We start from the raw sequence: 22,013 nt of genomic DNA on the forward strand, positions 1-22,013 counted from the left end.
AGGGTTTCGACATGAACACACGCACACTCGTCTTGTTGTTCGCCCTGTGTTTTGTACCTCATACCTTTGCCGCAGACCCCAGCACGCAATACAAACTGGCCGCAGGCGATGTGTTGCGGATCATCGTCTTCGGTGAGCCGGAGTTGAGCCTGAAAAAGATCCGCCTCAGTGATGCCGGCACTTTTTCCTACCCTTTTCTGGGCGAGATTTCCGCCAAGGGGCTGACCCCCGGCCAAGTCGAAAAAATCATCGTCGACGGGCTGAAACAGGGTTACCTGATCGACCCGAAAGTCAGCCTCAGCCAGATTGAATATCGCTCTTTCTACATCAATGGCGAAGTCAAGAAACCCGGCAGCTACCCGTTCGTGCCCGGCCTGACTCTGGAGAAAGCCATCGCCTTGGGCGGTGGCCTGACCGAGCGTGCCTCGATCAAGCGCGTGACCATTTTGCGCGGCGATGGTGGCGCGACCCTCACCGATGACGTGACGCGCAACACCACGATTGCCCCCGGCGACACCATTTCCATTGCACAAGGCTTTTTCTAATCATGGACAACAGCCCTAGCACCTACGTCGAACGTCCTCTGCAAGCGCATCTGCATCAGCAGTACAGCGAAGACAAGGACACCCTTGACCTGTTAAAGCTCTGGAGAGTGATCTGGCGCGCCAAATGGAGCATCGCCTGGCTGGTGCTGGCGAGCGCTGCGCTGGCCGCGATTGTGGTCTCGAACATCACGCCGCAATACATCGGCAGCACCACCCTGCTGTTCAACGATAAAACCCCGCCGCTGATGTCATTCCAGCAAGTCAAGGATTCCGGCGGCAACGCCACGGATTACTTGCAGACCCAGCAGGCGCTCCTGCAATCGCGCGATCTTGCCGAACGCGCAGTGAAAAAACTCGGCCTGACCACGCATCCGGTCACCGACCCGCGCCAGCAAGCAAAGCCCTGGTTTACACCGCGCCAGTGGCTGGCTGATCTCGACCTTGATCAATGGATCCCGGGCCTGAGCCGCTTGATGCCGCTGAGCAATAAAGAGGAGCCAACTGAAGAAGACGTCTTCAATCAGGTCACGCAGAACCTCATGCTGCACACCAGCGTCAAGTTCGTCGGCAAGAGCCAGTTGCTCGAGATCGAGGTCGAGTTGCCCGATCCGGTTCTCGCAGCCGCGGCGGCCAATGCGTTGGCGCAAGGCTTCACCGATAGCCAGCTCGATACCAGCGAGAAGTCCTCGCAAACCACCACCGCCTGGATGAACACACGGCTGGTCAAACTGCGCGACAATTTGCGCGTCGCCGAGAAAAAGCTCCAGGGCTACCGCGAAGAGCAAGGTCTGGTGGACGTCGGCGGCGTAGCCACCATCAGTGCCAACGAACTGGAAATGACCGGTAATCGCATGGTCGACGCCCGGCGCAACCGCGCTGAAGCCGAGAGCGAATACCGCCAGGCGAAGGCCTTGGGCAACGGTGATCTGAGCCGGCTCTCCAGCGTGCCTGCGGTGCTGAGCAATCCTTTGGTGCAGAAGTTCCAGGCCGACCGCGCTGTGGCGCAAGCCAAGGTGGATGAACTGGCGGGCCGTTATGGGCCAAAACACCCGAGCCTGCTTTCTGCGCAGACCGAATTGCGCACCGCCACCACCAGCCTGCAATTGCAGGTGCAGCAAGTGGTCGCCGGTATCGAGCGGCAATACCAGCTCGCCACTGCCAGTGAAGCCTCGCTGCGTCAGTCGTTCAACAGCAACAAGGCGCAAATCCAGGACATTGCGCGCAAAGAGTTTCAGTTGCGCGAGTTCCAGCGTGAGGTCGACAGCTCCCGCGCGCTGTATGAAACCTTCGTCACACGCTTGAAAGAAACCACCGCCACCGCGGACATGGACTCGACCAAGGTGCGCATCGTCGACCCGGCCATTGTCCCGGTCGACGCGAGCAAACCGCGTAAAACCCTGATTGTCGCGATCGTCGGGTTGATCGCTGCGGTGATCGGCGTTGCCTTGGCGCTGCTGTTCGAGAGCCTGAGCAATACCTTCAAAACCGATGAGTCGATCGAAAACGCGCTGAACATTCCGTTGCTCAGCGTCGTGCCACTGGTGACGAAGAAAACCCGTCGGCAACTGGCGCGCTTGTTCGAAGATAACGACAACCCGCGTTTTTCCGAGACCATTCGCAACCTGCGCACCTGGTTGATGCTGCAAAGCAGTGAAATGCCCTCGCAGGTGGTGCTGGTGACATCGACGGTTGCCGGTGAGGGTAAAAGCACCATTGCCAACAATCTGGCCAGTTCGCTGACGTCACTCGAGCGAGTGCTGTTGATCGATGCCGACATGCGTCAGCCAACCTTGTCGCTGAACTTCGATTTCCCACCGGACAGCCCGGGGCTGGCGAATGTCATTGCCGGCACCGCCCGGCTTGAAGACTGCATTGTCTCGGTGGGCAATCTGGACATGTTGCCGGCCGGCAAGGTTCTGCCGGCACCACTGGACATGTTCGCCGCCCCGCGCCTGCCGTCGCCGGCCGATTCGCTCAATCCGTTGCAGCCACCGCCGCAGGATCTGCTGAGCTCACCGCGCATGGCGCGCATGCTTGAAGCGCTGAGGTCGCGTTACCGCCACATCATTATCGACTCTCCCCCTGCCGAGATGATCAGCGACGCGCTGTTGCTGGCGCGGCATTCGGATGCCGTGATCTATGTGGTCAAGGCCGACAGCACGCCAATCAGCCAGGTACAGCGAGGGCTCGCCGCGTTGCAGCAGAGCCATGTCCCGGTGTTCGGCACCGTGCTCAACCAGGTCGACCTGCGCAAGGCGCGCAAGTACGGCCATCACCACTCCCGGGCGTTCTATAACTACGATTTCGCGCCCAGGTAACACCAGGCGAATACGCCAGCCGCTACACCCCCTTCTGCCATCGCACAACCCGCTTCACCTCTGCCGAGCTACGGAATAGCCATCGGGCGACCCGTCCTGTCCGTTCGATTAGCGCTGATGCATGACTGCTGCCTCGAGGTTAAGCCCATGACGCCGCTCTATACTGCTCACCTGACGCACCGCCGAGGCCTGACCTTCTGGGGCCAGTGGCTGTGCGCACTGTCGCTGACCACCGTGTTGCTGATGTTGCTCGTGCATTGGCGCGTCGGCAGTCTGAACAGCGAATACCGCATCCTGATCATTCTCGCCGTGCTCGGCTCGGTGCCGATTTACAGCGTGATGCAGGTCTACCACAAGCGCCATGGTCTGTTGGTCGGCCTCGGCCGATTGCTGGCCGGCTGGCTGATTCTACTGGCCGTGCTCGCGGCCATTGCCTTCATCACCCAGACCAGCGCGATCTATTCACGCCAAGTGATTATCGTCTGGGCGGTACTCGGGTTCGTCGTGCAGGCGGCGAGTTTTCTGCCCCTGCATTACTTCGCCCGATTGCACTCGCGCAGGGTTTGCAAAGAGCGCCGTTCGGTCATCATCGGCACCTGCCCGACGGCCCATGAGCTGGCGAAAAAACTCTCGCGACCGAACCGCGCGCTGGTGCTCGGTTTCATCGCTGCCGCCGACAATGCCGGCCCGGCCCCAAGCATTCTGCCGCTGCTCGGCAACGTAGCTGCGATCCGCGAGATCATCACGCGTCTGGAAGTGCGCCGCGTCTATATCGTGCTGACCATGGCGCATGCCGCGACCATCGAAGCGCTGTACATCGACCTCTTGGACATGAATGTCGACGTGGTGTGGATTCCGGATTTCGGCAGCATGGTGTTGCTCAACCATTCGATCTCGGAAATCGAGCGGATGCCGGCGATCTACCTCAATGAAAGCCTGATCAGCTCGCACCCGGCGAGTCTGTTTTGCAAGGACCTGTTTGAACGCAGCCTGGCCGGCGCGGCCATTATTCTGCTCAGTCCCTTGCTGCTGGCGGTGGCTGTCGCCGTCAAGCTCACCTCTGCCGGCCCAGTGCTGTTCAAGCAGGCCCGCCACGGTTGCAACGGTGAAGTGATCAAGGTCTGGAAGTTTCGTTCGATGCACGTCCACGACGATCGCGAGGTGCGCCAGGCCACCCGTGACGATGCCCGTCTGACCCCGATCGGCGGCTTCCTGCGCCGCAGTTCCATCGACGAATTGCCGCAGTTGTTCAATGTCGTGTCCGGGCAGATGGCCCTGGTCGGCCCGCGCCCGCATGCCGTCACTCACAACATTTATTACACCGGCAAGGTGCGCGCCTACATGGCCCGCCATCGCCTCAAGCCGGGCATCACCGGCCTCGCCCAGATCACCGGCCATCGCGGCGAAACCGAGACCGTGGAAAAGATGCAGCTGCGCGTCGCCCAGGACCTCAACTACATCAACCAATGGTCGCTGTGGCTCGACATCAAAATCCTTATCAAGACGCCCTTCACGCTGTTCTCGAAAAACATCTACTGACCCCTGCCCGACCGCTTCAGCCCCGCCCTGCCCCTGCATTGACAACCTTCACCACGATCTGAGGTTTGACCATGAATGTGAGCGTATTCGGTATTGGTTACGTGGGCCTGGTCCAAGGCGCCGCACTGGCCGAGGTCGGGCACAACGTGCTCTGCGTCGATGTCGACGCGGCCCGGGTCGAGGCGCTGAAACAAGGCACGCTGCCGATCTACGAGCCGGGCCTGAAAAGCCTTGTGCGTGACAATTATCAAAGTGGTCGCCTGCGCTTCGGCACCGATCTGGCCGAGGCTGTTCAGCATGGTGATGTGCTGTTGATCGCCGTCGGCACACCGCCCGACGAAGACGGTTCAGCCGATCTGCAATACGTGTTGAGCGTGGCGCAATCCATCGCGCTGAACATGGATCGGCATCAAATCATCGTCGGCAAATCCACGGTGCCGGTCGGCACTGGCGATCAGGTGCGTGCGTGTATCGAGCAGGTGCTGGCCGACAGCGATCGCAGTCACCTGACGTTCGATGTGGTGTCGAACCCGGAATTTCTCAAGGAAGGCTGCGCGGTCGAAGACTGCATGCGCCCGGACCGGATCATCATCGGCACCGACAGCGCGCATGCCGAAGCGGTGATGCGCGAGCTGTATGAACCGTTCAATCGCAGCCGCGACAAAATCATTGTCATGGACCTTCGCAGCGCTGAGCTGAGCAAGTACGCCGCCAACTGCATGCTGGCGACCAAGATCAGCTTCATGAACGAGATGGCCTGCCTCGCCGAAAAGCTCGGCGCCGACATCGAAAAAGTCCGCCACGGCATCGGCGCCGACCCGCGCATCGGTTACCAGTTTATCTACCCGGGCGTGGGTTACGGCGGTTCGTGCTTTCCCAAAGACGTCAAGGCGCTGATCCACGCCGCAACAAGTGTCGATATCGACGCCCGACTGCTCAAGGCCGTGGAGGCGCGCAACCAGGACCAGAAAACCAGTCTGTACAGCAAGATTTTCAATCACTTCGACGGTCATCTGCGCGGCAAAACGTTTGCCCTGTGGGGCTTGAGTTTCAAACCCAATACCGACGACATGCGCGAAGCCCCCAGCCGCGTATTGATGGAGGCCTTGTGGCACGCCGGCGCCAACGTTCAGGCGTTTGATCCGAAAGCCATGGAAGAAGCCCAGCGCCTGTATGGCGCACGCGATGAGCTGACGCTGGCGGGCACCAAGGAAGCGGCGCTGAAAAATGCCGACGCGTTGATCATCGTCACCGAGTGGCAAGCGTTTCGCGCGCCGGACTTCGACTTGCTCAGCCGCCAGCTGAAACAACCGTTGATTTTCGACGGGCGCAATCTGTTCGATCCGCAGCGTTTGAGCAAACGCGGCTTCACCTACATTTCCGTGGGGCGGCCAACCCCTTCAGTCATTTGAAGGAGTCGCGCCATGTTGCAGCTGGAACTGGTCGGGCATTACTCGGCGAAATTACTGGAGGCCAACCAGGCCTATTCCTTTATCAACTTTGCCTCCATTGGCAGCGTTTTCCAGCAGACTCCGGGCAGCGTCGCCTATTTCTGCGACGGCATGTTGATGTCGACCTTCATGTCGCGGGTGACCGGCAGGACGATTGGCCGGGTCAGCTTTGACTTCACCTCGATCGCCGACCTTGTCCTCGGCAGCGCCGAGCAACTGGGTAAGCGCGTGTACTTCGTCGGTGCCCGGCAAGCCGAACTGGAGCTGTTTATCGTCAAGATCGGGGCGCTTTATCCGCGGCTGACCATCGCCGGTTATCACAACGGCTATTTCGACGCCGCCGAGGCTGAAGACATTCAAGCGGACATCTGTCGCAGCGCCGCCGACATCCTGATTGTTGGCCTGGGCGCCGGGTTGCAAGAGCAGTTCGAACAGGATGCCCTGCGCGCAGGCTTTCGCGGTGTTGCCTTCACCTGTGGCGGGTTCATCCGCCAGGAAGCGCTGGCCACGCGGCAATACTACCCGGCGCTGATCAATCGCCTGCACCTGCGCGCGTTCTATCGAATGTACCGCGAGCCGCACACGATCAAACGCTACCTCATCGATTACCCCAGCAACTTTTTGCACCTGCTGACAATGCTCGCCCGGCACAAAGTCGCCATCAGTGTGGGGGAATGACCATGCACATCCTGTTTATTCTCAAGGATTTCAAGCTGGGCGGCGGCGTCGAGCGCGTTCAGCAACGGCTGTCCGAGCAGTTCCTCAAGGACGGTCGCCGGGTGAGTTTTTTCGTCATCAACGCAGACGTGCCCGATACCCCGGGTGTGCAGCGCTTCAACGGCGGCGGCAGCGGTCTCGTCGGTTTGCTCAAGTCCATCGTCCTGTTGCGCCGGCTCATACAGCGTGAACGCATCACCCACCTGATTGCCGCCAAGGAGCAGGCCAACCTCTGCACCTGGTTCGCCACCTTGGGTCGTTTGTGCAAAGTCATCTATTGCCGCCACGCGACCCTCGATTGCAGTGAACAGAACACCGGCCCCGCCAGCCTGCGCGTGCTCTACAGCTTGTACCTGTGTGGCAGCGGCAAGGTCGTCACCGTCTCCAATGCCTTGCGCCAGACACTCATCGAATTACTGCCCTGGGGTCAGCAGCGCATCCGGTATTGCCCCAATGCGGTTGTCACCGAGCAACTGTTTCAATCCTCGCAGGCGCCGCTACCCGACGGAATGCCCAGTGCTTACTGGCTTGGCCTGGGCCGTTTGGTCGAGCCGAAAGGTTTTCAGCTGTTGCTCGATGCCTACGCACTGGCGTTGCGCAGTGCAGCGCTGCCGGATCTGGTGATCGTCGGCGATGGCCCGTTGCGCGAGGCACTGACCGCTCAGGCCCGTCGTCTGGGCATCGCTCCGCGAGTGCATTTCACCGGGTTCCTGAGCAACCCCTATCCGCTGCTCCGGCATGCGCAACTGTTCATTTTGAGTTCCGTGCAGGAAGGCATGCCGACGGTGTTGATCGAGGCGCTGGCACTGGGCACGCCGGTGTTGGCCAGCGATTGCGAAACCGGCCCCCGAGAACTGCTCGACAACGGCCGACTGGGCCAACTGGTGAAGGTCAACGACGTACCGGCGCTGGCCGACGGCATGCTGCGCAGCCTGGCCCCACGCGATGACGTCGCCTTCAACGAAAGCAGACTTACTGACACCCTGCGTCAGTACACCAGCCAGCAAGCGGCGCAGGCGTATTACCAGGTATGGAATCAATGAAAAAACTGCTGATCATCCTGCATGACCTCAGCGCCGGCGGGGCTGAAAAAATGATGGCGCGTCTGGCTGGAGCGCTGGTGGACGCGGGCAATGACGTGACCTTGCTGATGCTCACCGGCGGCGGCATTCACGCCGCGCACCTCGATCCGCGGGTGAAAAAGGTTGAGTTGAATAGTCCGCGCAGCGTCCGTGCAGTGCCGGCACTCACACGTTTTTTGCGGGCCAATCGCTTTGACGCACAACTGGCAGCCCTCACCCACGTCAACGTGGTGGCGATTGCGGCGGCGACGCTGTCCGGCACGCTGGCACGCCTGCACGTCAGCGAGCGCAATGCCTTTTCCCATGACAAACACGTCAACCCCGATTTCATGGTGCGCGTCGCGTACCTGCTGGCGCCGCTGTTGTATCGGCTGATTCCCAACCCGGTGATCTGTGTCTCGCGGGGTGTCGCCCAGGACCTGGTCGCCACCACCGTGGCCCGCCGCCAGGACGTGACCATTGCCGACAACCCGGTGCTCGACAACGACTTTCGCCAGAAAGCCCCGGGGCTGCCCAGCCACCGCTGGCTGCTGGAAAAGTCCGGCCCGGTGATTGTCGCCGTGGGTCGACTGGCGCCGCAAAAAGGCTTCGACACCTTGATCAGCGCGTTCGCCGCATTAGCGGACAGCAATGCCCGCCTGATCATTTTTGGCGAGGGTGCACTCAGGCCGAATCTGCTGGAACAGGCGCGCGCACTGGGCGTGGCGGACCGCTTCGATCTGCCGGGCTATGCCAATGCCCCGTTGGCAGAGGTCGCCGCCGCCGATTGCTTCGTGCTGTCGTCGCGCTTCGAGGGCAGTCCGAACGCGTTGGTAGAGGCGTTATCCACGGGCACGCCAGTGGTGGCTACTCGTTGCCCCCATGGCCCGCAAGACATTCTCGTCGGCGGTGTGGTCGCGCCACTGGTCGACGTCGACGATCCGCGCGCCCTGGCACAGGCGATTGCCCTGCAACTCACCACACCGCGCAATCTGCAACGTGAATTGCGCCTGGAGGCCGCGGCCCGATTCATCAATGCCAGCGCGGTGCAGACCTACCTCAAAGCGTTGATCGGGAGCCCGTCATCATGAGCACACTGGCGATCAGGTATTCGACGTTACGCGACGGCTTCACCTTGTTCGGCGTGCTGTTTTACATCCAGGTGATTACCTTTGTCCTCAGCCTGGGCGGGGCCGCCAGCTTCGGCGATATCAACAAAGACCTCGAAGGCAACGTGGCCAATCAGATCTGCGGGCTGATCACGCTGTTGGTGCCGTTGTTTTTCTTCATCCGCAACAAGGTGTTCCTCAGCAAGACCTTTTATCGCAGCAACTTTTTCATGCTGCTGTTCTTGCTCTGTGTCATCGCGTCGATCGGCTGGTCCCACGACCCGATGCTGAGTTTCAAGCGCTTTATCGCGATGCTCAGCATGGTGTTTTTCGCCGGTTTCATTGCCTACAACTATTCGCTGGAAAAAATCACCTTCATGCTCGGCTGCGCCATCGGCGGTGCGGCGTTGATCGGCTTGATCCTCGCGGTGGTCATGCCTGACGTTGCGTTCCTCTCCGGTGGGATTCGCGACGGCGCCTTCAAGGGGATTTTTGCCGAAAAGAATGCCGGTGCGCGGCTCAACGCGATCGCCATTCTGTTGTTGCTACCGATGATTCGCCGACGCAATCACTGGGCGCTGTTCTGTGCGTTTTTCTCGCTGGTCGCGATCCTGCTCGCGCAGTCGGCGACCGGGGTGGCGCTGATTGTTTCCGGCGCGATCAGCTATTGGTACTTCCTGACCCTGATCCGTTTGCGCATCAACCATTCGCCGCTGATGTTCCTCGGCTGCACCCTCCTCTACCTGCTGGTGTGCCTGTTCCTCTACAGCAATTTTGCGGTGCTGCTGGAAATGGCCGGTCGCGACCCGTCACTGACCGACCGCACCCTGATCTGGGAACTGCTCGGGCCGTTTATCGACGGGCAGTTCCTCAAGGGTTACGGCTTCGGCGCCTTCTGGTCCAGCCCCGATGCCGACGGTTTCATTACCCGTTGGGGTTATATCGGTAACGCCCACAGCGGCTACGTCGAAACCCTGCTCAACGGCGGGGTCATCCAACTGACGGCGCTGGCGCTGATGTTTGGCGAAGCCCTGCTCAAGCAATACCGCGCCGTGACCGCGAATAAAACGGCGCAGTTTCGCGCCAGTGCGCTGGTGATCATCGGTTTGTTCGCCGTCACCAATTATGTGGCGTACGTGATCCCCAACTATCGCTCCGCCGAGTTTCTGGTGTTCTGCACCCTCGCCCTGTCTTTCCGCCATCACCTCGCGACCTACCCCGCAACCTCACCGGCTGCGCAGCGTCAGCGTGTGTCTGGCAGAGCAGTGCCGCGCGATTCAGCCAACGCGTAACCCAAGGAGAACCACCCGTGCCCAATCAAGCCCCCCCTTCCGTGGATTCAGTGTGCGTCGTTATCCCGATGTACAACGGCGCCGACAGCATCGAGCAGACATTGACGTCGCTGGTCGGGCAAACCCGCCTGCCGGATCACGTCATCGTCATTGACGATGGCTCCACCGATGACGGCCCACAACGGGTCAGAGACTTTGTCGCGCCGTTTCGCCTGACGCTGCTGCAGCAAGCCAACGAAGGCCAGGCCAGCGCGCGTAATCACGGCATGCGGCACTCGCAAGAGACGTTTGTGGCGATGCTCGATGCCGATGACCAGTGGCACCCGCAAAAGCTTGAGCTGCAACTGGCCCTGTACGAAGAACTCAGTCGTCAGGGCCGGCCGGTGGGGTTGATCGACTGCTACGCGCAGGTCAATTACAGCGACGGCCGGCGGCAGCTGGACAACCGCCGCAAAAGCGGCAGGCACTTCTACGACTTCATCCACGCCAACGTCGTCAATGGCGTTTCCACTGCGCTGGTCAGGCGCGAGGTGATCATGCAGCTCGGCGGCTTCGATGCCAGCCTGCGCTACTCCGAAGACCGCTACATGTGGACGCGGATCGCCGAACACTGGGAGGTCCACACGGTGCCGCAGGTACTGCTGGAGCGCACGGTCAACGGCGGCAACATGACCGCGCAACCGAAAAAGTACTACCAGAACAAGATCCATTTTATTGAGGTGTACCTCGCCCGCTACGGGGAGATGCTCAGCCAGCAACAACGGATCAATTTCGTCCTGAGCAACCACACCGATTTTCTCGAAGCGTTTTCCCGGCGCGGCGAGCATGACCAAGTGCTCGGCGTGTACCGGCGAATGCTCAAGTGTTCCTGGCAAGCGCTGATCTTCGCCAACGGCAAACCGACCTTGCGCTATCTCTATGCCCGCGCCAGAACGTGGCGCAAGGCAACGGCGTCAACCCCAGCTCACTGAACTGGTACCCGCCATGGCCAATCACCGTCTGGTGACATTGAGCTGGATCTTCACCGAGAAATTCGGCCTGATCCTGCTGTCGATGATCACCTTTGTCGTCTACGCGAAGCTGCTGTCGCCGGCCGAGCTAGGTGTGGGCACGATCATCATTGCCATCGTCGAGCTGATTGGTCTGGTGTACTCATCGGTGCTGGAAGATCCGCTGGTACGCCTTGAACGGCTGGAAGACAAACACATTTCCACAGCTTTCTGGGCCGGGGTGCTCGTCAGCCTTGTGTCGATTGTCATCATCTCGCTCGCGGCATTCCTGTACACGCCCGACCCGCTACTGCAATGGCTGACGGCAGTGGCCTCGGTGAAAATCCTGTTCACCATGATGGCGCGGGTCTATGTGGCGCAAATGCGCCGTAGCGGTAACTTCAAGATGCTCGCGTCGCGCACGTTACTGGGCAAAGTCGCGGGCGGCGTCGGCGGCATCGTAGTGGCGCTGTACGGTTGGGGTGCGTGGGCAGTGATTGCCCAGGCGCTGATCATGGAATGGGTGTCGATCATTGTTCTGATGCGTGCAGACCGGCGACGCATTGCCTTTGCTATCGACCGGACGGTCTTGCGCGAACTGTTGAAGGCCGGCGCACCGGTTGCCATCAATTCACTGAGTTCACAAACCTTGCAGCGCGGCGTCAACGTGGTGCTGGGGATGACGGCCGGGGCGAACGCAGTCGGCATGTTCAACATGGCGATGCGCATCATCGAACTGCCGCGCACGGCGATTTATAACGGCCTGCTGAGTTATGCGCTGCCGGCGTTCGCCCGCCGCAGTGCAGAACCCAAGCGCCTGCTCGGGATCATTGGCGACTCGACCGCCGTCAGCGGCTTTGTGTTGACGCCGCTGTTCATCGGCCTCGCGCTCACAGCCAACGACCTCATCCTGTTGATCTTCGGCGCCAAGTGGGCTGACGCCATTCCGCTGTTGCAAGTGCTGGCTTGCACGGCGGCCATCGGCAACACCGCCATGTACGCCACCACCGCACTGGTGGCGGTCAACCGCAGCCACCTGACGATCAAGGCGGAAGTGCTCACCACGGTTCTGGCTCTGGCGCTGGTCTACAGCCTCGGCAACGTTTATGGCGGCATGGCCGCAGCTGCCGCTCTGCTCACGCGCATGTTGCTGATCACGCCACTGCAAATTCGCGGCCTCAACCTGGCCATCGGTTACAGCTGGCGGCGGTTTGTCGAGGCCAATTACCGCAGCGTGATTGCCTCGCTGGTCATGGCCGCGACCGTATTGCTGGTGTCACCGCAACTGGGCCTTCAAGGCTACTTGCACCTGATCGGCAACATCGCGCTGGGCGCGCTGAGCTACGCCGTGGCGTACAGCCTCATCCACCCGCACTGGCCGCAGGAATTCAAATCGGTTTTCACCGCCCGCTGATTCAGTCCCTGAGACAGGAAGACCTCACCATGCGCAAAACCACGTTGATTACTGGCGGGGCCGGTTACATCGGCTCGCATACCGCTTTGGCGCTTATCAATGCCGGGCACCGGGTGCTGGTGCTCGATAACCTGTGCAACAGCTGTCAGGAGTGCATCGCGCGCCTTGAGCAACTGACCTTGACCCGGGTCGATTTCATCAAGGGCGACATCCGTGATTCCGACCTGCTGGACGACATTTTCAGGCGCTATGACATCGATGCCGTGGTGCATTTTGCCAGCCTCAAATCCGTCGCCGAAAGCGTGCGCAAGCCACTCGATTACTACGCCAACAATGTCGCCGGCACGCTGGACCTGTGCCGGGCCATGGCGCGCAACAACGTCTTCCGTCTGGTGTTCAGCTCATCGGCCACGGTGTACGGCGAGCCGACCCGTACGCCGATTGCCGAAGACTTCGGCACCGGTAAACCGGTCAATCCCTATGGTCGCACCAAGCTGATGATCGAAGAGCTGCTGACGGATTTGTGCGATTCCGATCCGCGCTGGAGCATTGGCCTGTTGCGCTACTTCAATCCGATTGGCGCCCACGAAAGCGGGATGATCGGTGAAGACCCGCGCGGCCGACCCAACAACCTGCTGCCGTGCCTGACCCAGGTCGCCATTGGCCGGATACCGGAACTCACGGTGTACGGCAGCGACTATCCCACCGTCGACGGCACCTGCGTGCGCGACTACATCCACGTGGTCGACCTCGCCATTGGCCACCTCAAGGCACTGCTGGTGTTGCAGCACAACCACGGCATCCATTTCTGGAACCTCGGCACGGGGGTCGGCTACAGCGTGCTGCAGATCATCCACAGTTTCGAGGACATCACCGGCATCAGCATTCCCTACCGGTTTGCACCGCGCCGTGAAGGTGATATCGCCAAGTGCTGGGCCGACCCCGCCAAGGCCGGACGCGAGCTGGGCTGGACCGCGCAACGCGACCTGCAACAGATGATTGTCGATGCCTGGCGCTGGCAGTCGTGTAATCCGCAGGGGTATCAGTCTTCCTTCGAAATCCCCGCGCTGCTTGCCTTCAAATGATGTTCTTACGATCGCTGCCGGCGCTGCTGCTGTGGGTTGCGCTGACTGGCAGCGCCGCACAAGCGCCTCCTAATGCCGGGCTGGTGCTGTGGCTGGACGCGGCCGATTCGTCCAGCCTGAGCCTGAATGCGCAGAACCGTGTGCAGCGCTGGAGCGATAAATCCGGCCAGTCCCATGACGCGATGGTCGACGAAGGCACCGAGCAGCCGCAACGCCTGGAAAACGCCGTGAATGGCCATGCGGTCGTGCGTTTGAGTGGTACTTCGGCGTTTCTGGGCAAAAACATTCGCAGTGCAAAAGGGCCTGTCACGGTATTGGTCGTGTCACGCCGATTGCCAGAACAGGCCGGCGTCGATCCGTGGCAGCGGTTGTTCAGTTCACGTGCGCAAACCGCTGACAACGATAACGTGTTGCCGAACTTCGCCATCAGCCTAGCGCAAACCACCGCGTATGAACCGACGGTTTCCGTCCTGGAACTGCAGGGTGTGCCGATCGGCCCGTATGCGATCGGGCGCAATGCCATCGGCACGTCGGAAAACTTTCGCGGCGATATCGCCGAGGTGCTGGTTTACGACCGCCCGTTTGCGTCCCTCGCCGAGCGTCAGCAGGCTTTTCAGTACCTTGCGCACAAGTGGTCAGTGGCCGTCCCCAGCCATGCCGATACCTGGACCCGTGTCGGTCCACTCGGCAAAGTTCCGGCGCGTCAGCACGCCTATCTGCCGCTGTCCGACCAGGCCAATGCCGGGCGCTGGGCATTCAACACGACGCTGTCCGACGACTTCAACGGCAGCAGCCTCGACCCCACGCGCTGGCACGTCAACAATGCCATCGGCAATGAATCGCTCGGACGCAAACCGGCGCTGTTCACGCCGCGCAATGCCAGCGTCAGCAACGGCCACCTGAACATTGTCTTTCGCAAGGAACCCTTGCCGCAGAAGTACGTCGAGCTTGGCTTCAAGGATTACACCTCAGCCATGGTCCGTACCCGTGAACGCGGTTTCTACGGCTACTACGAAGCACGCGCCAAACCGATGAACTCCGCAGCGTCGAGCGCATTCTGGCTGGCGTGGACGGGCCTGACGGACAACGCCACGGAAATCGATATCTTTGAAATTGGCGGCAAGACCAAGAACGCCGCCTCGGATCGCTCCTACAACATGAACGCGCATTTATGGGCGACGCCGCACAGTAAAGAACATATCGCCAGCGGCAGCACCTGGATCAGCCCTTGGCGCCTGGCCAGTGACTTTCATGTCTACGGCTTCGACTGGCAGCCCGACACCCTGCGCTGGTACGTCGATGGCGTGCTGGTCAGAGAGTCGATGAACCGCCACTTCTTCTTCCCGATGCAAATCGTCTTTGACAGTGAGGCCATGTGGAAATGGTTCGGCGTGGTCGACGACGCTGACCTGCCGTCCACCTTCGAGGTCGACTACATCCGCATGTGGCAACGCGGTCCTTAACCGTCACACCAAGCCTGGGACAGTCGACGCCCTCCTGCTGCCATAGCTTTCGCCTTGGGTCGAATTTCACTCGGCAGAGTCGTCAGTTCTCGATCAGCGCTAACACCTCCGGAGCGCCCAAACATGAACAACCGACGACTGAAGGAGCTGGATTTGCTGCGCTTCCTGGCTGCGCTCTCCGTGGTGATTTTTCACTACGCCTTTCGCGGGTATGCGCGGGGCGACATGTCGGTCATGCCCTATCCACTGCTGGCCGAGGTGGCCAAGTACGGTTACCTGGGCGTGGAGCTGTTTTTCATGATCAGCGGATTTGTCATCCTGATGACGGCTTCAAGCAACAATCTGCAAGTGTTTTTCATCTCCCGCGTGGTGCGCCTGTGCCCGGCATTCTGGGTCTGCTGCACGCTCACCTTTCTGATCACACTGGCCTTCGGGCAGCCGAGATTCAGCGCTGATCTTTATCAATACCTGATCAACATGACCTTCCTCGGCGACCTGCTCGGCGTCCCGCCCATCGACGGCGTGTACTGGTCGCTGTTTGTCGAAATCAAGTTCTACCTGATGATCTCGATTCTCCTGGCCTTGAAGAAAATAGACAAAATCGAACCCTGCCTCGTGCTCTGGCTACTGGTCTCGGCCACCGCAGAAGTCCTCGCTTTTGAAAAGCTGCGCTCGCTATTGATCACCGATTACGCGGCCTACTTCATCGCCGGTGCGACGTTCTACCTGATCTGGGCGAAGGGTATGACCAAACCGCGCATTGCCTTGGTGGCGGGAGCCTTGGCCTTGGCCACCTTCACCGCCATTACCTGGGCCGAGTCGATCGAAAGCAAGTATGCGACGCAATACGATCCCTCGATCATCGGCAGCGTCATCATCGTTTTCTTCATGACCTTCCTGTTGATCGCAACCAACAAAACAGCCGCCATCGGGCGATTGAACTGGACAACATTAGGCGCACTCACTTACCCGCTGTACCTGCTCCATCAAATGATCGGTTTCATCATCTTCAACATGGCCTATCCGGCGGTGAATGCGCATCTGCTGCTGTGGGGCACCGTGGCTTTGATGATCGCGGCGTCCTATGTCATTCACGAAAAGATCGAAACGCCGATGGCCAGACTGATGAAAAGGTCCCTGTCATTTTCCTTCAATCGTCTCCGGGCCGACTAGCCCGAGCCGACGAAAGCTGAAGCGATTTAGCGAACCTTTCCCGCGAAAACAGCGTCCGAGCTAAGGCGTTAACGCTTACCGCTCACCACGAGGTTTCCGTTTGAAAGCAGCCATCGTCAGAAAATACCGTTTGATCATCAAGACTCTGGGCTATGTCGGCTGGGCGTTGTTCTGGCTGCTGCTCTGGGACATCGCCGTCACCGTCGATTTCATGCTGTTCCTCAACGCCAAACTGAATCTGCCATTGATGCCCCTGACGTTATTGGGTTCGGCATTGATCGTGCTGATCAGTTTCCGCAACAGCAGCGCTTACAACCGCTGGTGGGAAGCACGCACGCTGTGGGGGTCGATGATCAACAATTCGCGCAGCTTCGCCCGGCAGGTGCTGACTTTGCTGGATGATCCCGACGGCGAGGTCAATCCGGTCAAGTCGACCCTGTTGCGCCGCCACGTCGCCTATGTGAATTGCCTCGCGGCGCATCTGCAAGGCCAGCCTTGCCCTGAGGAAGTCCGCGCGTTTATTCCCGCCAATGAGTTTGCTCGCAGTGGCACGACCAATAACTTTGCCAACGATATCCTCACCGGTTCGGCGACTTTGCTCGCGCGGGAATACAAGGCCGGGCGCCTGGACAGCATTCGCTTGGCGCGGCTGGAGTCGACATTGGTGGACCTGTCCAACAGCCAGGGTGGCATGGAGCGGATTGCGAATACGCCGCTGCCCTACCCTTATGTGTATTTCCCACGGCTGTTTATTTCGCTGTTCTGCCTGATCGTCCCGGTCGGTCTGGTGGAATCGCTAGGCTGGTTCACACCGCTGGCCTCGACCGTGGTGGGCTTTATGCTGCTGGCCATCGAACGCATCGGCACCGATCTGCAAAGCCCGTTTCGCCACAGCGAACACCAGATTCAGATGGAAGCGCTGTGCGAAACCATCGAGAAAAACCTGCAGTCAATGCAGCGTGACTCTTTGGGTGACGTGCGCCGGATTGAAGAGAACGCTTAAGGGGCGGGAACCGTCAGGGCTTCTGACGGTTCCCGAGTCAATCAGAACGCCGGCACAACATCACCGTGATAACGCTCAAGAATGAACTGCTTCACCTGCGGTGAATTGAGCAGCGCGCCGAGCTTCTGCACCGCCGGCGCATTGGCCTTGTCGCGACGCACGTACAGGTAATTGGCGTACGGCGACTCCGAACTTTCGATAAACAGCGCGTCTTGGTGCGGCACCAGTTTGGCTTCCAGCGCGTAGTTGGCGTTGATCAATGCCATGTCGACCTGATTCAACACCCGCGGCAGCATGGCCGCTTCGAGCTCCTGGAACTTCAGATGCTTGGGATTGCTGACGATGTCCAGGCGCGTGGCCATGATGTTGTCAGGATCCTTCAGGGTGATCAGGCCTTGTTTGGCGATCAGCAGCAGCGCCCGCCCGGAGTTGGTCGGGTCGTTGGGAATGGCGATCGTCGCGCCATCCTTGAGTTCGCTGATGGATTTGATTTTCTTCGAGTAGGCGCCAAACGGCTCGACGTGCACCGCTACGATCGGTACTTGATCGCTGCTCGGCCGGTCTTTTTTGTAGGCATCGTAATACGGTTTGCTCTGGAAGTAATTGGCGTCGAGCAAGCCTTCATCGGTCTGCCGGTCTGGCTGGATGTAGTCAGAGAAGACTTTGACGTCCAGCGTCACCCCTTCCTTGGCCAGTTCCGGTTTCAAGAACTCAAGAATCTCGGCATGGGGCACAGGCACCACGGCGATTTTCAGGGTTTCGGCATAGGCATTGCCCATGGCGGCGACCAGCAGTGCTACGGAGAGCGCGACGCGTTTCACGATAGTTTTCCTTCGAAGCGTTTCAGGGAGAAAGAGGACAGATCCAGGTCGCTCGAGCCGCGCATGCACCATTGCGCAAATGCTTCGCCGAGCGCTGCGGAGTGCTTGAAGCCGTGCCCGGAGCACGCCGACACGAAAAGGGTGTGCTGCAGCGACGGATGCTCGTCGATGATGAAATGACGGTCTGGCGTCACGGTGTAGGCGCAAACCGCAGACTTGAGCACTTTAGAGGTCACGCCGGCGATGCGGTTGTGCACCTGATGCTCGTACATGTCCTGCGCTTCGGCCGCTGAAACCGTGCGGTCAATGGCCTGAGGTGACGTTGCGGTGTGGTACTGCGCGGTGGCGATTTTCATGCTGCTTTCGCCGGGTAGCGCGGGAAAGCCGTAGTTGATTTTGTCGTCGCCGCGGCCGTGGGTGAAGATGAAGGTCGGTGAGTGACCGACCAGTTCGGCATTCTCTTCCAGTTCGAACCAGAACAGCTTTTGTCGGTAAATACTCAGCAGGTTCTCATACGGTGCACCGAGCAGTTCGCCGTTCCAGTTGCCCGCGCTGATCACCAGTTTGTCGGCCCGTAACGTGCGCTGGTTGGTCGTGACCGTAACCCCCTCTTCGTTCGAGCTGATAGCGGTAACGGTCTCGCCTTTATAAAGCGTCGCACCGTGTTGCTCGGCCAGTTTGAGCTGCACATCGATACAGCGTTCCGGGCGCACGAAGCCGCCGCCCGGTTCGAAATAGCCCATGGCCGAGTCGTGCACGTTGGCGAATTGCGGGAAGCGCTGGCGAATCTGTTCGGCGGACAAGACTTCGTGCTCGATGCCGTAAGTTCGCGCCAGGCCGATGGTGCGCTGGGTGAAGTCGGTCTGATCTTCAGGATCGAATTCGGCGCTCGACGTCAGCACCAACAGGCCCGACTGCTCGAACAAAGACTCTCCCGTCAGTGCCTCCAGCTCACGCCAGATGCGATGAGAATTGCGCACGATGGGCACATATTGCGCGCCCTCGCCCACCGAAAGCCGAGTAATGCGCGTGTCGCCATGGCTGGAACCGAGGTTGTGCGGCGGGTGATGACGATCAATACCGACAACATTCACTCCCGCTTTTGCCAACTGATAAACCGTGGCGGCGCCCATTGCACCCAAGCCCAGAACCACCACCTCACATCGCTCGGACATAAATAGCCACCTATCAAAAAGGCGCCAGTTGAGCGGTAACCCGTTGCGAATTCCAAGATTAAAAAAGCATATCCATATAGCTCAGTGCATCCATTGACCGCTCTGCATCGGGCTACCTGGCGGTTATTCGTCGCATTTACAACCCGGCGCAAATGATTTACGCCTGAGTGCACGGCAGAAGATATCTGTCACAAATCACAATCAATCTGACAGAACAGCTATTTTTGTGCGCATTTCGACAGACATTTCCACATCTGAGCCCCCAGCAGGCGCGAGTCAAAACCGCGAACTACGCTTCACGTTGAAATTTGTGATTTAACTAGGTAGTTACCTAACTATATAATGCGCGCCTCATTTCAACGGGACACTCAACGTGAAGCAGAGTCAACGCCTCTCGGGCATATCAAAATTCATTCTGATCGGGCTGGGCGTCGTCATCGCCCTGCTCGGCTTGGCGCTGGCTGCGGGCGGCGTGAAGTTGGTCAGCCTGGGAGGCTCGTGGTACTTCCTGGTGGGTGGCTTGGTCATGGCCGTTTCCGGTCTGCTGATCGCGCGCTTCAAGCTGGCCGGTGCGTGGCTGTTCGCCGCGTTCCTGGTGGGCACCGCGATCTGGGCAGTGAGTGATGCCGGGCTGGTGTTCTGGCCGGTGTTCTCGCGCCTGTTCATGTTCAGTGTGATCGGTTTGGTCGTGGCGCTGGTTTATCCGCTGCTCAAGCGTGCCAACGGTGGCGTTGCCGGTCGCGGCGCTTACGCCGTGGCGGCGGTGCTGGCGGTCGGCGTGGTTGTGGCGGCCGGCAATATGTTCGTCGCTCACCCGACCGTTGCCGCCACCGGCACCGGCCCGGGCCTGACCCCGGTCGAGCCGGACAAGGCGCAAAAAGACTGGGCCCACTACGGTAATACCGAAGGTGGCAGTCGCTTCGCTGCGCTGGACCAGATCAACCGCAGCAACGTCGACAAGCTGAAAGTGGCGTGGACCTACCACACCGGTGACATCGCCGAGAGCGATGGCAACGGTGCTGAAGACCAGCTCACCCCGCTGCAGGTTGGCAACAAGGTGTTCATCTGCACCCCGCACAACAACCTGATCGCCCTCGATGCCGACACCGGTAAAGAGCTGTGGAAGAACGCGATCAACGCTCAGTCGAAAGTCTGGCAGCGCTGCCGTGGCATGGCCTATTTCGACGCCACCAAAGCGATTGCTCAGCCAAGCAACTCGTCGATCATCGAAGCCAAGCCTGCGCCGGCCGCCAATTGCCAGCGTCGTCTGCTGACCAACACCATTGATGCCCGCCTGATCGCGGTCGATGCGGACACCGGCGAGTTCTGCCAGGGTTTCGGCAACAACGGCCAGGTTGATCTGAAGGCTGGTCTGGGTAATGTTCCGGACAGCTACTACCAGTTGTCCTCCGCTCCGCTGATGGCCGGCACCACCGTGGTGGTTGGCGGTCGCGTAGCTGATAACGTGCAAACCGACATGCCGGGCGGCGTGATCCGTGGTTTCGATGTGATGACCGGCGCCATGCGTTGGGCGTTCGACCCGGGCAATCCGCAGGATAAAAACGCACCAGCCGACGGCAGCACTTATGTGCGCAGCACGCCGAACAGCTGGGCGCCGATGTCCTATGACCCGGCGACCAACACCGTGTTCCTGCCGATGGGCAGTTCGTCCACCGACATCTATGGTGTCGAGCGCAGCAAACTCGATCACACCTACGGTGCTTCGATCCTCGCGCTGGACGCCACCAGCGGTGACGAGCGTTGGGTGTTCCAGACCGTACACAACGATCTCTGGGACTTCGACCTGCCGATGCAGCCGAGCCTGATCGACTTCACCAAGGACGGCAAAACCGTGCCGGCGCTGGTCATCGGCACCAAGGCCGGGCAGATCTACGTGCTCGACCGCGCCACCGGCAAACCGCTGACCGACGTTAAAGAAGTACCGGTGAAAGCGGCGAACATCCCGAACGAACCGTACTCCCCTACTCAGCCGAAATCGGTAGGCATGCCAGAAATCGGTGCTCAGCACCTGACTGAATCGGACATGTGGGGCGCCACTCCGTACGATCAGCTGCTCTGCCGCATTGACTTCAAAGGCATGCGCTACGACGGCCTGTACACCGCGCCGGGCATGGACAAATCGCTGAGCTTCCCGGGTTCGCTGGGTGGCATGAACTGGGGCAGCATTTCCACTGACCCAGTGCACGGCTTCATCTTCGTCAACGACATGCGTCTGGGTTTGTGGATTCAGATGATCCCGTCGCAGAACAAAGGCCAGGCCGCTGGCGGTGGCGAAGCGCTGAACACTGGCATGGGCGCCGTGCCGCTGAAAGGCACGCCGTACGCCGTGAACAAGAACCGCTTCCTGTCGGTAGCCGGTATTCCGTGCCAGGCACCGCCGTTCGGCACGCTGACGGCGATCGACATGAAGACCCAGAAAATCGCCTGGCAGGTTCCGGTCGGCACCGTTGAAGACACCGGTCCGCTGGGCATCCGTATGCACCTGCCGATCAAGATCGGCCTGCCAACCCTCGGCGGCACCCTGTCGACCCAAGGTGGCCTGATCTTCATCGCCGGCACTCAGGACTTCTACCTGCGCGCCTTCAACAGCGGCAACGGTGAAGAAGTCTGGAAAGCACGTCTGCCGGTCGGCAGCCAGGGCGGCCCGATGACCTATGTTTCGCCGAAAACCGGCAAGCAGTACATCGTCATCACCGCGGGCGGTGCGCGTCAGTCGACCGATCGCGGCGACTACGTGATGGCTTACGCCCTGCCGTAAATCACGGTGTCCACGTAAAGCGCGGCACCTTCGGGTGCCGCGCTGCTTTCCCCCCTATTGCTCAAGTTTTCTGCAGGAA

17 protein-coding genes are annotated in these 22,013 nt (G+C 60.0%); 15 read left to right on the top strand and 2 right to left on the bottom strand.

The genetic code is table 11. The features are described from left to right. Positions 1-11: 11 nt before the first annotated feature. The 14 genes from CKW17_RS04920 (at position 12) to CKW17_RS04985 (ending at position 17,159) form a co-directional block, all read left to right on the top strand. Positions 12-545, top strand: a complete 534-nt coding sequence (locus CKW17_RS04920; protein ID WP_095118956.1) for a polysaccharide biosynthesis/export family protein — start codon at positions 12-14, stop codon at positions 543-545. A gap of 2 nt (positions 546-547) precedes the next feature. Next, the gene (locus CKW17_RS04925) at positions 548-2,863 is read left to right on the top strand and encodes a GNVR domain-containing protein (RefSeq protein WP_095118957.1); all 2,316 of its coding nucleotides are present in this window, start codon (positions 548-550) and stop codon (positions 2,861-2,863) included. 147 nt (positions 2,864-3,010) lie between these two features. Beyond that, on the top strand, positions 3,011-4,402 hold the full coding sequence (locus CKW17_RS04930; protein WP_095118958.1) for an undecaprenyl-phosphate glucose phosphotransferase: 1,392 nt from the start codon (positions 3,011-3,013) through the stop codon (positions 4,400-4,402). 71 nt (positions 4,403-4,473) lie between these two features. Then, positions 4,474-5,814 carry a UDP-glucose/GDP-mannose dehydrogenase family protein gene (locus CKW17_RS04935; RefSeq protein ID WP_095118959.1) on the top strand — a complete coding sequence of 447 codons (1,341 nt, stop codon included), beginning with the start codon at positions 4,474-4,476 and terminating at the stop codon, positions 5,812-5,814. Positions 5,815-5,826: 12 nt separating this feature from the next. Continuing rightward, entirely contained in the window at positions 5,827-6,531 is a 705-nt protein-coding gene (locus CKW17_RS04940) for a WecB/TagA/CpsF family glycosyltransferase (protein ID WP_095118960.1), read from the top strand. 2 nt (positions 6,532-6,533) lie between these two features. After that, positions 6,534-7,613: a glycosyltransferase gene (locus CKW17_RS04945; protein WP_095118961.1), complete on the top strand. Its 1,080-nt coding sequence runs from the start codon at positions 6,534-6,536 to the stop codon at positions 7,611-7,613. Then, a complete protein-coding gene (locus tag CKW17_RS04950) occupies positions 7,610-8,722 on the top strand; it encodes a glycosyltransferase (protein WP_095118962.1) in 1,113 nt (370 codons plus the stop codon). The genes CKW17_RS04945 and CKW17_RS04950 overlap by 4 nt, the downstream gene beginning before the upstream one ends. Further along, positions 8,719-10,032 carry an O-antigen ligase gene (locus tag CKW17_RS04955; RefSeq protein WP_095118963.1) on the top strand — a complete coding sequence of 438 codons (1,314 nt, stop codon included), beginning with the start codon at positions 8,719-8,721 and terminating at the stop codon, positions 10,030-10,032. Before CKW17_RS04950 ends, CKW17_RS04955 begins: the two co-directional genes overlap by 4 nt. Positions 10,033-10,049: 17 nt before the next feature. Continuing rightward, complete coding sequence (locus CKW17_RS04960; protein WP_095118964.1) at positions 10,050-11,003, top strand: glycosyltransferase family A protein; 954 nt, start codon at positions 10,050-10,052, stop codon at positions 11,001-11,003. 13 nt (positions 11,004-11,016) lie between these two features. Next, entirely contained in the window at positions 11,017-12,435 is a 1,419-nt protein-coding gene (locus tag CKW17_RS04965; protein WP_095118965.1) for an oligosaccharide flippase family protein, read from the top strand. Positions 12,436-12,464: 29 nt separating this feature from the next. Further along, complete coding sequence (gene galE / locus CKW17_RS04970) at positions 12,465-13,520, top strand: UDP-glucose 4-epimerase GalE (RefSeq protein ID WP_095118966.1); 1,056 nt, start codon at positions 12,465-12,467, stop codon at positions 13,518-13,520. Further along, positions 13,517-14,983: a family 16 glycosylhydrolase gene (locus CKW17_RS04975; RefSeq protein WP_256586189.1), complete on the top strand. Its 1,467-nt coding sequence runs from the start codon at positions 13,517-13,519 to the stop codon at positions 14,981-14,983. Before galE ends, CKW17_RS04975 begins: the two co-directional genes overlap by 4 nt. A 123-nt stretch (positions 14,984-15,106) precedes the next feature. Then, positions 15,107-16,156: an acyltransferase gene (locus CKW17_RS04980; RefSeq protein ID WP_095118967.1), complete on the top strand. Its 1,050-nt coding sequence runs from the start codon at positions 15,107-15,109 to the stop codon at positions 16,154-16,156. A 100-nt stretch (positions 16,157-16,256) separates the two neighbouring features. After that, entirely contained in the window at positions 16,257-17,159 is a 903-nt protein-coding gene (locus CKW17_RS04985) for a bestrophin family protein (RefSeq protein WP_095118968.1), read from the top strand. A gap of 41 nt (positions 17,160-17,200) precedes the next feature. On the opposite strand, the gene CKW17_RS04990 is transcribed toward CKW17_RS04985, so the two are convergent. Both CKW17_RS04990 and solA read right to left on the bottom strand, forming a co-directional pair. After that, a complete protein-coding gene (locus CKW17_RS04990) occupies positions 17,201-17,980 on the bottom strand; it encodes a MetQ/NlpA family ABC transporter substrate-binding protein (RefSeq protein ID WP_095118969.1) in 780 nt (259 codons plus the stop codon). Then, positions 17,977-19,155 carry an N-methyl-L-tryptophan oxidase gene (gene solA, locus CKW17_RS04995; protein ID WP_095118970.1) on the bottom strand — a complete coding sequence of 393 codons (1,179 nt, stop codon included), beginning with the start codon at positions 19,153-19,155 and terminating at the stop codon, positions 17,977-17,979. Before solA ends, CKW17_RS04990 begins: the two co-directional genes overlap by 4 nt. A gap of 373 nt (positions 19,156-19,528) precedes the next feature. On the opposite strand from solA, the gene CKW17_RS05000 reads away from it, so the two are divergent. After that, entirely contained in the window at positions 19,529-21,934 is a 2,406-nt protein-coding gene (locus tag CKW17_RS05000) for a glucose/quinate/shikimate family membrane-bound PQQ-dependent dehydrogenase (protein WP_095118971.1), read from the top strand. Positions 21,935-22,013: the final 79 nt, after the last annotated feature.

The organism is Pseudomonas sp. Irchel s3f10 (assembly GCF_900187515.1).
GTDB lineage: Bacteria > Pseudomonadota > Gammaproteobacteria > Pseudomonadales > Pseudomonadaceae > Aquipseudomonas > Aquipseudomonas tensinigenes.